This window comes from Paenibacillus sp. FSL R7-0297, from assembly GCF_038009025.1.
Classification (GTDB): domain Bacteria; phylum Bacillota; class Bacilli; order Paenibacillales; family Paenibacillaceae; genus Paenibacillus_AQ.
Map to the genome: position 1 here is coordinate 7,332,758 of NZ_JBBPAQ010000001.1, position 14,806 is coordinate 7,347,563.

Annotated in this window: 13 protein-coding genes; 4 read left to right on the forward strand and 9 right to left on the reverse strand. The window is 50.0% G+C overall.

Annotation, left to right across the window (positions count from 1 at the left end):
- Nucleotides 1–12: 12 nt before the first annotated feature.
- The gene (locus MKZ24_RS31770; RefSeq protein ID WP_042233121.1) at nucleotides 13–1,095 is read right to left on the reverse strand and encodes a LolA family protein; all 1,083 of its coding nucleotides are present in this window, start codon (nucleotides 1,093–1,095) and stop codon (nucleotides 13–15) included.
- Between the two features lie 275 nt (nucleotides 1,096–1,370).
- On the opposite strand from MKZ24_RS31770, the gene MKZ24_RS31775 reads away from it, so the two are divergent.
- Entirely contained in the window at nucleotides 1,371–3,434 is a 2,064-nt protein-coding gene (locus MKZ24_RS31775) for a methyl-accepting chemotaxis protein (RefSeq protein WP_340789794.1), read from the forward strand.
- Nucleotides 3,435–3,538: 104 nt separating this feature from the next.
- Here the strand turns inward: MKZ24_RS31775 and MKZ24_RS31780 are convergent, their stop codons facing one another.
- The 5 genes from MKZ24_RS31780 to MKZ24_RS31800 all read right to left on the reverse strand — a co-directional run bounded on the left by MKZ24_RS31780 (nucleotide 3,539) and on the right by MKZ24_RS31800 (nucleotide 9,785).
- The gene (locus tag MKZ24_RS31780) at nucleotides 3,539–4,504 is read right to left on the reverse strand and encodes a DUF4367 domain-containing protein (RefSeq protein WP_042233117.1); all 966 of its coding nucleotides are present in this window, start codon (nucleotides 4,502–4,504) and stop codon (nucleotides 3,539–3,541) included.
- Nucleotides 4,501–5,064, reverse strand: coding sequence for a sigma-70 family RNA polymerase sigma factor (locus MKZ24_RS31785; RefSeq protein ID WP_042233115.1), 564 nt, complete (start codon nucleotides 5,062–5,064; stop codon nucleotides 4,501–4,503). The genes MKZ24_RS31780 and MKZ24_RS31785 overlap by 4 nt, the downstream gene beginning before the upstream one ends.
- A gap of 216 nt (nucleotides 5,065–5,280) precedes the next feature.
- Nucleotides 5,281–6,984 (reverse strand): methyl-accepting chemotaxis protein, encoded by a 1,704-nt coding sequence (locus MKZ24_RS31790; RefSeq protein ID WP_340789798.1) that lies wholly within the window; start codon nucleotides 6,982–6,984, stop codon nucleotides 5,281–5,283.
- Nucleotides 6,981–8,273: an ABC transporter substrate-binding protein gene (locus MKZ24_RS31795; protein WP_340789799.1), complete on the reverse strand. Its 1,293-nt coding sequence runs from the start codon at nucleotides 8,271–8,273 to the stop codon at nucleotides 6,981–6,983. Before MKZ24_RS31795 ends, MKZ24_RS31790 begins: the two co-directional genes overlap by 4 nt.
- 309 nt (nucleotides 8,274–8,582) lie before the next feature.
- Complete coding sequence (locus tag MKZ24_RS31800; protein WP_340789801.1) at nucleotides 8,583–9,785, reverse strand: MFS transporter; 1,203 nt, start codon at nucleotides 9,783–9,785, stop codon at nucleotides 8,583–8,585.
- 182 nt (nucleotides 9,786–9,967) lie between these two features.
- Here MKZ24_RS31800 and MKZ24_RS31805 point away from each other — a divergent pair, with 182 nt between their 5' ends.
- Nucleotides 9,968–10,543, forward strand: a complete 576-nt coding sequence (locus MKZ24_RS31805; protein ID WP_042233109.1) for a TetR/AcrR family transcriptional regulator — start codon at nucleotides 9,968–9,970, stop codon at nucleotides 10,541–10,543.
- Here the strand turns inward: MKZ24_RS31805 and MKZ24_RS31810 are convergent.
- The gene (locus tag MKZ24_RS31810) at nucleotides 10,514–10,840 is read right to left on the reverse strand and encodes an aspartyl-phosphate phosphatase Spo0E family protein (RefSeq protein ID WP_340789802.1); all 327 of its coding nucleotides are present in this window, start codon (nucleotides 10,838–10,840) and stop codon (nucleotides 10,514–10,516) included. The genes MKZ24_RS31805 and MKZ24_RS31810 overlap by 30 nt on opposite strands.
- A gap of 104 nt (nucleotides 10,841–10,944) precedes the next feature.
- Nucleotides 10,945–11,859 (reverse strand): DMT family transporter, encoded by a 915-nt coding sequence (locus tag MKZ24_RS31815; protein WP_340789805.1) that lies wholly within the window; start codon nucleotides 11,857–11,859, stop codon nucleotides 10,945–10,947.
- A 193-nt stretch (nucleotides 11,860–12,052) separates the two neighbouring features.
- On the opposite strand from MKZ24_RS31815, the gene MKZ24_RS31820 reads away from it, so the two are divergent.
- Together MKZ24_RS31820 and MKZ24_RS31825 are read left to right on the forward strand one after the other, a co-directional pair.
- A complete protein-coding gene (locus MKZ24_RS31820) occupies nucleotides 12,053–13,177 on the forward strand; it encodes a stalk domain-containing protein (RefSeq protein ID WP_340789807.1) in 1,125 nt (374 codons plus the stop codon).
- A gap of 25 nt (nucleotides 13,178–13,202) precedes the next feature.
- On the forward strand, nucleotides 13,203–13,982 hold the full coding sequence (locus tag MKZ24_RS31825; RefSeq protein WP_042233102.1) for a TatD family hydrolase: 780 nt from the start codon (nucleotides 13,203–13,205) through the stop codon (nucleotides 13,980–13,982).
- 208 nt (nucleotides 13,983–14,190) lie between these two features.
- Here the strand turns inward: MKZ24_RS31825 and MKZ24_RS31830 are convergent, their stop codons facing one another.
- Complete coding sequence (locus MKZ24_RS31830) at nucleotides 14,191–14,766, reverse strand: histidine phosphatase family protein (RefSeq protein WP_042233100.1); 576 nt, start codon at nucleotides 14,764–14,766, stop codon at nucleotides 14,191–14,193.
- Between the last annotated feature and the right edge of the window lie 40 nt (nucleotides 14,767–14,806).

Consider the following 14,806-nt stretch of genomic DNA (forward strand, 5'->3'; position numbering starts at 1 on the left):
GCCTACTGAACTTTATTTACCCGATTGTTCCTCCATAGAAGCGGCTATTTGCATCATTTCCGTAACTGGCAGATTATCGCTCGTGATCCGGTATTCGACGCCCTCATTCATCCAGGTCAATGTCTGCTGCTCGTCTCCGCTGAGAAGTCCCCAGGTGAACCCGAGATCGATCACACTACCTGGAGCCAGCGATACCGCACGGTCCAGCGGACGGGCTTCCATAATGGTGTACTGGTAGATACCGTCATAGCGGATAAGCACCGCATGATCCTTGCTGCCTTCGATTTTGTTCGTATCCTTCAGCTTCACGCCTGCCGGAACATAATCCGGCTCGATGATTCCGAAGTCACCCAGTTCTGCCGTAACCGGCTGGCCGGCCTGTTCCCCATCTTCCGCCACTACCGGATTTCCGTTCTCATCCACTTCAGCTACAGTGCTCTCTGAAGGTGAGCCCGTGGCCATATTCTTTTGCATATCAAAAGAATCTGCGGCGAATTCCGGATCAAACTTGAAGCTGTCGAAGGTCACGTTAACGACAACCTTGGCTTCGGAATCCGATACCTGAACCTGCTTGGGTTCATAAGTCTTTTTGGCGAGCCAGATCTTCTGGCGGACCAGCGCACTGCTCTGATAATTTGCGGCTACCTCAAACACATAATTGTCCCCGTCCTCTACGAACTGGCGGTTGTTGTCAGAGACAATTCCCTTGAGCAGCGTCTGGTACAGATATACCTGTCCCTGGCTGTCCGGCCAGTCGCTCTGGAAGCGGAAGCTTTTGCCGAGGCTTGGTGTCAGTACGAATACGCCCTCATCATTGCGCAGCACAATCTGCTTCACATCCTTCTGGACATTAGACAGGCTGATCCGGTAGTAGGACGGATTCTTGTACCACACTTCCACTTTGTATTCCTGCGGCTGCTCCCCGGTGTACAAGGTCATCGTGCCTGAGCCTTGATAAGCTCCCTGCTTGCTCTCCAGCTTGTCAGACACACTATTCAAATCCTTGACCACAGAGGCGGCATCCTTCTTCCCGCACCCCGTCAATACTAAGGCCACGCTCATAATGATCGCGAGTACCCATGTTATCCGGCGCATGACATCATCCCCTTAACCTGTTTTGAATGCATTGATTAGTACATGTCTATGAGGAACTTGGCCGCATTATGCAGACGGGCATGACAAGCGTAAGACTTGGACCAGTGAAAAGAAAAAAGCACCGGCTACGACTGTTTCATATGTTTTCACAATTTTATATTTTTAGATCACAAATTCTCTATAACTGCTTGTTATAAATAAGTCATCCCTAGGATAGGTCGCGTAGAACGCCTAATTTTTCATAGACATATATACATTGAAGGAGACTGGATCAGATGAAGAACATTAGTAGATTCACCCAAAAATTTAACACGATTTCATTAAAGGTTAAGCTGCCTCTCTTAATGAGCTTGCTTGTTGCTGCAGTACTGCTGGCCACTTCCGTTACGATATATTGGGTATCGTCCGATTTATTAGTGAAAAAAAGCAAAGATGAAATCAATGCCAATGCGGACCGGATCGGTGAAGGACTCTGGAATTCGATGAAATTTAAGCAAGAGGCGTCTTACGTAATTTCAGTACACGATACTTTCAAGGAGCTTCTGAAGCTTAGAGCAGAAGGCACACTCTCAGACCAGGAGTTCTACTCGTCAAAAAATCCGTACTACAGCAAAGCCAATAAAATTCTGCAAAACAGCATGAAGGGTAGCGTAGGTACAGACTCTATGCTCGTGCTGGATTTAAAGGGGACTATCGTGGCGGGAACCAATGCGGATAGTCATGGCCAATCCCGGTCGGACCGCGAATATTTCATAGAAGGTCTGAAAGGCGCTCCCTATATCGCTGATGCCATTGTGTCTAGATCAAACGGTACATTAGTTATCCCATTTGCCCAGCCCATCAAAGATCAAAGCGGCAAGCTGCTTGGCCTCTTCGTCTTCACCATAGACAGCAATCTTTTTCTGGACGAATTAGGCGGCATTAATATCAATCAGGAAGGCTTCGTCCAGATTGTCAGCCGTGGCGGAACCGTCCTCTACAACTCAGCCGATCCGTCGAAGAAAGGGCAAAGCCTTGGAAACACTCCGGAGATCAAAGCTTTTCTGGCTGACCGTGCTACTACAGAGATAAAAACCCAAACCACCACGATAGGTGATGATTATGTAAGAATCAGTAAAATACCGGGTGTTGACCTCACGGTATCGGTGTCAGATCCTTATAATGACATTAAGCGCCCTGTACAGGACATGTTTAACAAGCTGCTGATCGTTACGACAGTGGCCCTTCTTATAGCCGTCGGGTTCGGTCTGCTGTTATCCCGTTCGATCGCCAATCCCATTGTCAAATTGACCAGCCTGTTCACACAATTAGCTACCGGGGATTTGACCGTTGAAGCCGAAGGCCGCTATGACAATGAGTTCAGGGAATTGGCTGACAGCTTCAACCATATGGCCCGGCAAAATAAAGCTCTGATCAGCAGCATGAACGATTCTATCGCCATTCTTCATAGCAGTACAAATGAACTGGACGAAACATCGAAGCAAACCTCCCGGTCCATTAATGAAACCTCAGTCACTTCCATGGGGATCGCCCTGGCTATGGAATCCCAGTCCGAAGATACCGATACTATTGTCCAAAAATTTCATGGGTTTGGCGAGAAATTCGCTGCAATGAATCTCAATGCCCAGCTGGTCCGGACAAGAGCAGAAGAAATCGTCGGAGTCTTCCATACAAGCACACAAGTGGTTGAACAATTAATTGAAATCAACGTAAAGAATGAAGAGGAAGTTCATAAAATTTCAGAAATTACCTTGAAGCTTCAGGAGAGCTCCAGCAGCATCAGCCAAATTACAAATGCGATTAGCCAAATTGCAAGTCAGACCAATCTGCTGGCGCTGAATGCATCTATTGAAGCTGCACGGGCAGGGGAACACGGCAGAGGATTTGCAGTCGTAGCCTCCGAAATCCGTAAGCTGGCGGAGCAAAGCTCCAGACAATCGAATGAAATCTATGCGATCATCCAACAGAATCTTGCATATGTAACTGAAAATAATAGTAGTGTCGCAGCCATTAACCAAATTTCCAATAAACAGGATGAACTCGTGGGGCATACCCAGGATTCATTCAAAACCATTCTGAAGAAAATCACAGAAATAACTGCCCAGATCAAAACCATGGCAGATGAAATTTCCTATTTGCAAAATGACAAAGATGAAGTCATGGAATCCGCCCAAAGCCTGTCCGCTTCAGGAGAAGAAATCTCAGCTTCGGTTGAGGAAGTTACAGCTACCATGCATGAACAATCCTCTACCGTACAGCGGCTTGCGGATATGGTCGAAACTATCGATCAGTTAACCAAGACCCTCGCCGATTCTGCAGCAAATTTCAAGGTGGAGTAACCTTCACCGCATGCCCATATAACAAAAACAACAGGCTGTGAACCCCCGTTCAGGGATCATTGCCTGTTGTTTGCGGTTCACCATCTGTCCCGGTTGCTATCCGGTTACCAGCGGATCGATTCGGCGATCTTCAGCACCTCGGCCCGGTCGAGACCATGGGTGCTGAGGTCATACAATACTCCGTTCGCTTCCCAGTCCAAGGTCCGTTCGTTCATCATGACGGCATCGACTCCATTGAGCTCCACCTGCTCCATCTTGCCGCTCGTCGACATCTCATAGGCGTTGTCCTTATTAGATAAGCGCAGCTGCATCCAGATCCGTTTGCCGGTCTGCTCACTAGTGAAGAACAATTCAACAACCTGTCCATTGACCCCTTCCTCGCCCTTGTAGAATTCTCCATGGTCAAAGGCGAAGCCCTCAGGCAGATATTCCGGCAGCTTCACTCTGAAGAGAGCGTATTTATCCAGCTCCGCAGGATCCTTGACGGCAAAGATGCGCGCCGCCTGTTCCTTATCCAGCTTCTCCTGCTCACTCTGGGTAATGAGTTTGTCTCCGTCAAAATTCACTATACGTTCACCCTCAGCATTAAAGACTGTGCCAAGCTTATGATTAAATGAAGTGATCGGATGGCCGTCTTTATCAAACATTTTGCCTTTCCACGCTTCCGGGAACTCCGGCTTGTAATTCGGATCCATTTCACTCGCAATAATGTGGCCGAGATTGATGGTATTCAACGCCCGGACAAGCATCTCCTGTGCAAAAGAAGGCCTGACGAAGGAAATACTCACTATGCCTGCTGCCAGCAGGGAAGCCACGATCATGGCCGGCCGTTTGATCCGTTGTCTAATGCTCATCTTTGGTTCCTCCTGTTCTGTTAAGACACGGTTTCTGGCTTGGAGGAGGACCGCCGCCTTGTTCGAGCCCTGGCTGAAATCCTGCCGGGCCAGAACTTCTCCCAGCTCCAGGAGCTCCAGATATTCCGCAGCATCCTTCTCTGCACCGGATGCCGGATTCCCGGACCTGGCGTCAATATCCATGGAGAACTTCTGCCACATATACTTGTTGTTCATAATCCCTCCACGCTCCTAATCTCAGATTTCAGCTTCCTCATACTCCGGTAGAGGATAACCCCGACGTTGCTCTCTGATATTCCTGTAACCCGTGCAATTTCTGTATTCTTCAGATCTGCCCCGAATTTAAGGGCGATAATGTTCCGTTCCTTCGCGCTGAGTGTATCCAGCGCCCGGTTCAGCCTGTCACTCCGCTCGCTGTCCAAGATCAGCGCCTCAGGCTCTTTTTTGCCCGATACCAGCTCCCGGAGGGTATCCAGCGAGAAGAAACGGTGCCTGGCCCGGCTTCTGTAATAGTCATTCACTACATTTCGGGCAATGGCGAACAGCCACACTTCCAGCGGCGCCTTCTCCATGGAGTAACCGGATAGCTTGGACAGTGTCTTCTCGAACACCTGGCTGGCCAGGTCTTCGGCGGTGTAACGGCAGCTCACCCGGTAGGCAATATAATTGAATATCCGTTTATAGTAGGTTTCAAAGATCGCAGCGAACTGCAATTCTGTCTCCATATTTCCTCGAACCCTTTCGTGAATCAAAGGCTGCAATGCGCGCTCTTGCATCCTGATGGCCCTCCCTTCCCGGCTGAATTTACTTGGCCAAGTAATGTACATCAGCTAATACGTCACCTATAGCCATTCCATTACATCATCAGACCAAATAAAAATAAAGAAAATTCCAGCCCTGCCAATCCGAATACGAAGAGGGTGCCCTCAGCGCCATGTTAAATGGCCACGAAGAACACCCTCTGTCTATTAACTGCAGATGAACGAAATTGATTAAACCGTAAACTTAGATATACTCTCCTGAAGTTCTTCCGCAAGTCCCGACAACAGACGCGATGCGGCAGCAATTTCTTCTACGCTGGCCAATTGCTCCTGCGCTGAAGCTGAGACATCATGCGTTCCTTCAGAGGAAGCAATGGTGATCTGATTAATCTGCTCAAAAGCAATGACCAGCTCATGGGTGCCATTGGACATTTGCTGTGAAGAGTCCGATACGCCTTGAATCTGTTCATTAATTGCCCGGATAGAATCCTTGATCTCTGCAAAGGACTTCCCTGCGGTTTGAACCGCATCAATTCCGCGCACTACTTCCTTCTCTCCTTGGGAGACCATCTCTATCGTACGGTGCGTTTCCTGTTGAATCGAATGGATAACATCGGATACCCGCTTCCCGGATTCAGCCGTCTTCTCCGCCAGCTTGCGCACTTCACCGGCCACAACAGCGAACCCGCGGCCATGCTCCCCCGCTCTCGCGGCTTCAATAGCTGCATTGAGGGAGAGAAGATTCGTCTGATTGGCAATATCCGTAATAATAGCGATAATATCGCCGATTTCTTTGGAGCTTTCACCCAAAGCTCTGACCACTTGTGAGACATCTCCTACATTCGCGGACACAGCATTCATCTGGTCAACAGCGATTTCTACAGCCACGATACCGTCTGTGGCCAGCCCGAATGCTGCATCCACCGAGTCTTTGACATGAATAGATGCCTGTGCGATTTCCTTTGCTTCACCATCCATTTTCTGAACAAGGGCCACACTGTCTTCGATGCTGTTCACCTGGACCTGCGCACCTTCGGCCAGTTTCTCTGTAATCAGCGCGACATGCTCTGTAGCTTGTCCGGTCTGTTCAGCGCTGGCAGTCAGCTCTTCAGAAGAAGCAGCCACCTGCTCTGCATTCATGCCGACCTCCTGAATTAAGCTCCGCAAATGGTTGCCCATGTTATTGAAGGCTTGCGCCAATTGGCCGATCTCGTCCTTGTTCTTAATCTCAACAAGTGTATTCCTTAAGTCGCCTTCAGCAATCTGGGCGGCCATCTTCTGGAGCTTGCGGATCGGATTCGATATTGCTCTACTGATCAGAATACTGGCAAGCACGCCGAGAAGCAGGGCAGCTGCTGTCAAGGTAAGGACCAGGATCTTAATGTGAGCGACTTGATCAAACGTCTGATCGGCTGCTGCCTTCAGATCATCCTCCTGGAGCTTCACGAACCGCTCTGCGGTACTGCTGAATTTCTCCAACACTGGGGCCTGGCTGGCAATCAGCTCCAGGTAGGCGGCACTGTCATTCTGTTTCTTGCTGTCGATCACCTGCATGGCCGTACTGCTGTAGCGGCTCTGCAGCAGATCCAGACCTGCGATGATCTGTTTATCATTCCGGTCCTCGATCAGCGGCTTCAGCTGTGTTAATATTTTGTCAAAGTTCAACTGTGCTTCTGTAAATGCCGTCAGGCTCTCCTCATCGCCGTTGATTACATATCCGTAAAGACTGGACTTCTCCGTCTCTACCGTGATCCGCAAATCTTTGATTAACTGCACCGACTCCGATTTATTCCGCAGCAGATAAGTATAAGAGTTATTTACCTCTGAGAGATAAGAGTAGCTGCTGACAGACACGATGATCAGGAGCAGCAGAACTAGGCCAAACCCGCTGTACAGTTTTTTTCTGATCGTATATTCACCAATCAATCTGCTCATTTCTCGCCCTCCGTCCCAGAACCCTGCAGGATCCCGGTCGCCTCTGAGCGGTAAAATTTAGCACCTTGTTCCGGTGTAATGCTGCCTTCTACTACATGCTTGAGGATTAACAGGAAAGAATTACTTACAACAATGGAGTTCCCGGGAGCAGGAGCATCTATAGGCGCCGAATGGGTGTTCAGATATTTGATCAGCTCCAATTGCTGCTTACCGGTCTCATCCGCTTTTGCTGATAGCTTGGCAGAGATCACTTTGGATACCGGAATGCCGCGTTCGCCCTGGAGAATATCATTCGCCTCTGCATTATTCACGAAGAAGTCCAGGAATTTGACAGCTTCCTCCGGATATTTGGAATAGGAAGACACCGCCAGGAACATCGACGGCTTGATGAATCTGCCTTCACCGTCTTCTGTGATCACAGGAAGGGGCAGCAGCTTGATGGTGTGGCCGGCTAACTTGCTCAGCGCAGCAACATTATTGCTGAACCCGAAGTAAAAAGCCGATTGTCTGCTGATAACCGGATGACTCTCATCTACAGGGATATCTTGGTAGGAATCCGGCTTAATCAGGCCTTCGTCATACCACTGCTTATACAGGGACAGATAATCGGATAATATAGTATCGTCATCATATCCCAGATTCGTTCCTGCAGCGTTGAACATCGAGGCTCCGCGGGTTCTCAGATAATAATTCGCATTAAACATATTCCCAAGCGGATAGAAATCCGGAGTATCCACTGTTTCTTTCAGTTGCGTTAGCAGGGTATGCAGTTCATCAATCGTGTAGTCCATTGAAGGAACTGCAAGGCCGGCCTCCTGGAAAAACTCAGGATCGTACAAAAGAGCTTCAGAATTCATGCCGATATTCAGCGCAAATAATTCATCACCCTTCATCCCCGGAAGCAGTGTCGACTTGGCAATATCGGAAGTCGAAAGCGTCTTATTTTTTATGTAAGGATTCAGCGGTTCAATCAGATCACGGTTAATATAATCGAAGATGAAGCTGTAATCCCCCTGTATAATATCAGGTGTAGCCTGGTCGGCGGTCTCCATTGCCAGCTGGGTAGCAACATCATTATTCACTGAGTAATCTTCTGTCATAATATGTACGTTCGGATGCTGCTTCTCATAGAGTGCAATAACCTTCAGGGTATCCTGCTTGCGCTGGTCCTTCCCCCACCAGATAAACTTCAGCTTCACTTCCTGATCCTTGGCGGTCTTGTCCGCCGTACTTCCGTTTGATGAACTGCAGCCCAACATAGCCGCCAGTACAATAATACTAATTAACACCTGTGAAACTGTCCTCAATCGTCTTACACTCACTTCATCAGCCGCCTTTTCTTGTCGTTTAATGTCGAATTTTTGAATATATTGTAGTTTTATCTCTATGCTACTTTCTCTTTATCGGACACTCTATCGTCTTTATGAAATGGAAAATAGTACTTGTGAAAAAAATGTCACTTTGTATCTGTTTCCATAGCAGAACTTCTCCAAAAAGTTATTTTCCATATCAATAGTTATTGCACAAAAAAGACCTCTTGGTGTAAGAGGTCCTCAAACAGGGAGATTCCCAGTGAACCGCAGGCAGGGGTTCCGTGCTTATCCGTTATTCTTCTTTTCGGTCAAAAAGTAGACCAGCGCCAGCACCGGCAGAATAAGCCCGATCAGTGTGGCAAGGTTCCAGCCGCCGTAAGCATAGGCCCAACCGCCCAGAGAAGAACCCACCGCTCCGCCTACAAAAAATATCGCCATAAACAACCCGTTCAGCCGTCCTCTGGTTTCATTGCCGAGTGAATAAATGACCCGCTGTCCCAGTACCAGATTGCCGGATACACTCATGTCCAGAAGGATTGCCGTCAGTACCAGCAGGCCAAGTGTAAGTCTAGAATCATCTCTTAGCAGATAAGCCATGATAAACGATATTGCGGCGAGGGATATGGCAAGGCCAGTCAAGGGTCTGGTCCAGCCCTTGTCCGCCAGTCTTCCCGCAATCGGGGCTGCTACCGCTCCGCCCACACCGGCGAGAGCAAACAAGGCAATGCCTTGCTGGGACAGGTGATAGTAGCTGGACAGGTGCATTGGAACTGTCGTCCAGAACAGACTGAAGGCGCCGAACAGGCTGGCCTGGTATATCGCCCGGCGGCGTAACAGCGGCGTATGCATCCACAGTGTACCCAGCGAACGGATTAATTGGCCGTAATTCAACGTAGGTTCTGGCTTGCGTGCCGGAAGTATGCGGGACAGAAGCAGGGTCAGGAGCGCAATCACAACTGCAGAGACAACAAATATAGACTTCCAGCCCCACAATCCGGCCATGAAGCTTGCCACCGGCCGGGCAAACATAATACCCAGCAGCAGTCCGCTCATCACATTGCCTACCACACGGCCGCGTTCCTCTTCTGCCGCCAGATACGATGCATACGGCACCAGGATCTGCGCTGCCACTGAACCTAGCCCGATGAACATGGAGGCTGCAAGAAACAGCGGAGCATTCGGTGCAAGTGCCGCAGCTGCAAGTGCAGCTACGACCAGAATTAGGGACGTTACAGCGAGCCGCCGGTTCTCGATAATATCACTGAGCGGGACAATGAACAGCAGCCCGACAACATAACCGATTTGTGTCAGCGTCACAATCAGCCCCGTGGCTCCTGGAGACAGATGAATGGCCTGCCCGATCGGTCCGACCAGCGTCTGTGCATAATAGAGATTCGCCACAATCAGGCCGCAGGATACTGCGAGCAGAAATGTGATCCAGCCTGGAATAGCCTTGTGGTTTACAGAAGATACAGCTTGTTGTTGCATATCAATTCCACCTTTCAATTTTAAATACTGAACGTACAGTTTAGTAATTCCTATGACCAAATAATATACTAAACGTTCAGTTTTGTAAATAGGCGGTTTTATGATATACTCCAGTTACAGATCGATCTTGAGTTTGGATGTCGCAGGTTATATATGTAGTCATCTATTAGGAGGAACGCGCCATGGATAAGAAGAGGGGCCGGCCGCGCAATACGGAGGCGAAGAATGCCATTCTGAACGCTTCATATGATTTATTGCTGGAGATGGGATTCGGTGCAGTTACGGTGGAGAAAATCGCGGAACTGGCTCAGGTCAGCAAAGCGACCATCTATAAATGGTGGCCGAATAAAGCTGCGGTAGTGATAGACGGATATCTTTTTGCCGCTTCCGCCAGACTGCCTATACCAGACAGCGGTTCTGTGAAGGAGGATTTGGTGATCCACGCGGGAAATCTGGCCATGTTCCTGTCCAGCCGGGAAGGCAAAGTCATTACTGAACTGATCGGTCAAGGGCAATTCGACCCAGGACTGGCTGAGGCTTACCGCAGCAGATTTTTCGGTCCGCGCCGCCAGGAGGCCTGGCAGTTGCTCGAACGGGGAGTGGCGAGAGGAGAATTGAAGCAAGAGCTCGACATCTGGAGCAGTATCGACTTGATTTACGGGCCTATTTTTTACCGGTTATTGTTGACGGGGGATGCACTGAACGAGGAATCTGTCCGGAACTTAGTCTTACTGGCGCTTGAGGGAATTCAGGCCTGACTGCTCTTTGTAATATTCATTAGTGAGGTCGTCCAATTTTTGAGACTGTCTGATTACACTGGGATGCAGGCGGCCGTGCTGCTCATCCACCTGATTCAGCCGGGTACGCTCCTTACAACGCAGTATGGCAAGTGGAAACGGCTTTGCCGTTCTTTTGTAAGGACGGCACCGTTTCAGCGAGAAATAGAAGGATAAGTTATCATGTGAAACATATAAATTCTTATATTTATATAAAAACCACCGGATATACGGGAATTTCCCCTGTCCGGTGGTTTTTGATTTTGTGCATGGCGGCATTTTTAACGGTTAGAAGGCTTTATCCTATACCCCATCTTTTCCAGATATGGATTAAGCTTCTCCAGCAGAGCGGCATGCTCGGCTAACTCAGCATCTCCCCCTTTTTATTTCGCGGTCTCTTTAGTCCGTGATTTCAAAGAAACCATTACAGTCATAAGTACAACCATTCCCGCTCCCAGTGCCTGGTACAGATTGAAGGGGACGGACAGCCAGATTACGGAGGAGACAATTGCTGAGACCGGTTCCGTACAGGACAGCAGGCTGGCTTCATGCGGAGCAATGTGGCGGAGACTGCCGATGTATAGATAGAAGGCGGCTAATGTTCCCAGCAGAATAACGAATAGAATAGCCAGAATGATAGACAGCGACCAATCGGCAGACGGAACGGACCAGACCGGATGAATGAGACTCATCCCTGCTCCTCCCACAATCATCCCCCAGCCCATCAGCAGTGAAGTGCTGTACAGCTTCAGCAGCGGACCTGAATAGAGGGTATAGAACGTCAAGGACACTGCGGATAGAATCCCCCAGATCAAGCCTCTCAGGGGAACGGTCAGCTCCGAGGAATCGCCGCCGGTCAGCAGTAAATACGTTCCTCCCAGCGCGAGCAGCGCACCGATGATATCCAGCGGAGCCAGCTTCGTTCTTGTCCAGATAACAGTGTACAGGAGAATAAACAACGGGGCTAAATACTGCAGCAGTGTGGCGATTGCAGCATTGCCTGACTCAATGGAAGCGAAGTACGTGTACTGTACCCCAAGCATGCCCAGCAGCCCGAACAGCAGCATTTGAAGAACGAATCTCCGGTCCAGCCACAGCTTCCATACCTGCGAGCCCTCCTTACGGAGTGTAAACATCAGGAACAGGACTCCCGATACCAGCAGTCTCAGGGTCACCAGCCAGGCTGCAGGCAGCATGGACTGCTGGAACAAATGCTGGGCGACCGTCCCCGATACTCCCCATAATAACGCTCCGCCGGAGGCCATAATAATTCCTTGGGTCCGCAACAATAACTCCACCCTCCTGCGTATATGTATAGATATTTAGTGTTAATTATACGGAATTACCGGCTGTCTCCTCTGGTAGATAGATCATACTAAACTTGAACCGTAACAGGCTTGACTTATCTTTGTTAACAGAACGTGACCCGCAAGCGGAGTTTTTCATTTATAATAAAATGGATTGGAATTTCCAGACTCCGGAGGTTATCTTATGAAAAAATTAATTGCCGCTTCCGCGATTGCCCTGCTCATCGCAGGTCATGCGGCGGCATCATCCATAAATATTGCCCATTCTGCTGCAGCTCCACTAGCCCTTAAGGTAGACGGACAAGCCGTTCTTCCCCAAGTTCCGCCATTCCATTCCAATGGGATATTATATGTACCGGCTCTTGCCCTGAAGGAATTTTACCCTATCCAGCTGCAATGGAATAATGTCCTCAAGCAGCTTACTCTCACGACTGGTTGGGATACTAAAGTCCTTACCCCCGGCAGCTCCTCTATCCAGGTCCGCTATACACAAACAGATGGAAGTTATCAAGATAGCCTGGAGGCTACTGTTATTCTTAAGGCCGGACATGTATATATTCCGGCAGATAGTCTGAATTCGCTTACGGGTGCTACCACAGAGCTGGAAGCGGGAGGAACCCGGGTCGTGATTACGCCGGGCAGTCTCAGCACAACTGTCAGGGTTCCCGCTGAACCCCTCGTTGTGGCCGGGGGTAATGCCAAGGTCAAGCTGTATGCCGCGCTGAAGGACGGCAACACCTACAAAGGATTCATCCTGGAAGTGAACGGCAAGAAGCACAGCTTCGACTGGACCGTAGACAGAGATTTCTCGAATCCGCCCCAGCTCTTCTATGCGGATGTAGATTCAGACGGGAAACCTGAAGTAACCGTTGTGTTCACACTGGGTACCGGAACTTCGCTGGTAGTGCAGGAAGTTCATGTGGTCAAGCCTGAGCAGTGGAAGGAGCTCTCCGTGCCTGCAGCGGAACAAGCTGCTTCTGCTGTAGTATCCTCCAGCATTTCGCTGGATAAGAAGGATGTGCTGCTGAAGCTTGAGCTCAAAGGAGCAACCCCGTCCAAAGTAACGATAAGAATTCCGGACCGTGCAGAAGACGGATTGAAATATTTCGGCAAGACTGCAGGAATCGGTGCTGTTACCTACTACTCGGTGAAAGACGGCAAGCTGTTAGCGGATACCAGCCTAATGGTAGGAATGACCGAGAGCATGGGAACGCTGAAGCTGGAATACAAGGCAGGGACAGCGGGGCTGGAGCTTGGCTCGATCATTTTCGAACCGCATGATAGCACTCAGCAATTTGTAGAGAAGTAACCTGCGGAGGAAGGAGCAATTACGCATGATTGATGCCCATATACATCTGGACCAATATGAAGAGACTTTGTTATCCTCCTTGCTGCAGAGCTTGCCGGAGCAGGACATTGAGGCGCTGATTGCGGTCTCGATGAACCTCACTTCCAGTCTGCGTACTCAGGAGATAGCAGCCCGTTATCCCGGGCTGGTGAGACCCGCCTACGGCTTCCATCCCGAGCAGCCGCTGCCGCCGGAGGAGGAGCTGGCCGCGCTGCTGGACTGGATCACGCTCCATGCCCCGGATATGGCAGCTATAGGTGAAATCGGGCTTCCCTACTATTCCAGGGCCGAAGCTATAGAACGCGGGGAGGCATGGGATATGGAACCTTATATCCGGCTTCTGGACAGACTCCTTGAGCTGGCAGCTTGTTTAGCCAAACCGGTGGTGCTGCATGCCGTCTATGAAGATGCCTGGACCGTATGTGATTTGCTTGAGCAGCATCACATTACCCGGGCCCATTTCCATTGGTTCAAGGGCCCGGAAGATACTGTCGACCGTATGATCAGCCGCGGCTATTATATTTCGTTCACTCCCGATATTCTCTATGAAGAGGAGATTCAGGATCTCGCGCGCCGCTACCCGCCGGAGCTGGTCATGGCGGAGACCGATGGTCCGTGGCCTTTTGAAGGCCCATTCACCGGGCGTACCACCCATCCGGCAATGGTGCATGACGTTGCCGCCGCCTGGGGAGCGCTGCATGGATATACCGGGAGCGAGGCGAAGGCTATTCTAACAGCGAATACGGTGCGGTTCTACGGACTGTAGCTTAGCCGTCACCGTACCCCGGTGAATGATGGACTCGGCCGCGCCGCGGTGACCGCCAGCAAATCCTGTACAAACTACAACATTCCCCGCATCAAATCGTCCACAATCTCAAATTGTTGTAGAAAAGGTAGCATTTCTACTCCCTCGCGCCAAAGAACGCACCCAGCCAATCCGCGGCTTGGGACGTTGTTCCGGCCATTCTCCATGCTCATTCCTTAACTAGAAGACGCTCCACCCCGGTCAACCGGCCTTCCGAGAAGGCCATGACATAAATATCTGGCTTGGTGGTCTTTAGCAAGAAGTCCAGATCATATCCGGGGGCAAAATAACCCATCATTAGCGCCATTACCAGCCCGTGAGTCCCAATGGCAATTCTTTCTCCTTCATGTGCCTGCAGGATTTCCTGCAGCGCCTCTACCGCCCTTGCCTGGCATTCGCGGTTCGATTCACCGCCCGGCAGGGCAAAGTCCGGATCGTCATACATCTTCTGCAGTGCCGGAAGCAAATCTTCATCAGCCAACTGACGGTTGCCCTCCATCCAGACCTTCTCTCTCAGGTCCTCCTTAAGGGTAATTTCCTGCCCAAGTACCTTTGCTAAATCGGCAATCGTATCTATGGCCCGGATATACGGGCTGCTGTACAGCGTGTTAATGCCTTCATTACGCAGGCATGCTGTTACTCTGCGCGCATCCCCTTCCCCTTTTGCAGATAGGCCGCGCGTCCATTCGTCCACCCCGGTCCGGAGTGAATCCCCGTGTCTCACCATGTAAATATATGTCGTCATTGGCTCCTCCTGAATATGTAATGTGGCAGTGCAGAAAAAG

Coding starts and splice junctions, on each gene's coding strand:
- MKZ24_RS31790 (WP_340789798.1), bottom strand. CDS start 6,984: ATGAGCAGATTGATTGGTGAATATACGATCAGAAAAAAACTGTACAGC.
- MKZ24_RS31770 (WP_042233121.1), bottom strand. CDS start 1,095: ATGCGCCGGATAACATGGGTACTCGCGATCATTATGAGCGTGGCCTTA.
- MKZ24_RS31775 (WP_340789794.1), top strand. CDS start 1,371: ATGAAGAACATTAGTAGATTCACCCAAAAATTTAACACGATTTCATTA.
- MKZ24_RS31805 (WP_042233109.1), top strand. CDS start 9,968: ATGGATAAGAAGAGGGGCCGGCCGCGCAATACGGAGGCGAAGAATGCC.
- MKZ24_RS31800 (WP_340789801.1), bottom strand. CDS start 9,785: ATGCAACAACAAGCTGTATCTTCTGTAAACCACAAGGCTATTCCAGGC.
- MKZ24_RS31780 (WP_042233117.1), bottom strand. CDS start 4,504: ATGAACAACAAGTATATGTGGCAGAAGTTCTCCATGGATATTGACGCC.
- MKZ24_RS31810 (WP_340789802.1), bottom strand. CDS start 10,840: ATGCCGCCATGCACAAAATCAAAAACCACCGGACAGGGGAAATTCCCG.
- MKZ24_RS31820 (WP_340789807.1), top strand. CDS start 12,053: ATGAAAAAATTAATTGCCGCTTCCGCGATTGCCCTGCTCATCGCAGGT.
- MKZ24_RS31785 (WP_042233115.1), bottom strand. CDS start 5,064: ATGCAAGAGCGCGCATTGCAGCCTTTGATTCACGAAAGGGTTCGAGGA.
- MKZ24_RS31825 (WP_042233102.1), top strand. CDS start 13,203: ATGATTGATGCCCATATACATCTGGACCAATATGAAGAGACTTTGTTA.
- MKZ24_RS31830 (WP_042233100.1), bottom strand. CDS start 14,766: ATGACGACATATATTTACATGGTGAGACACGGGGATTCACTCCGGACC.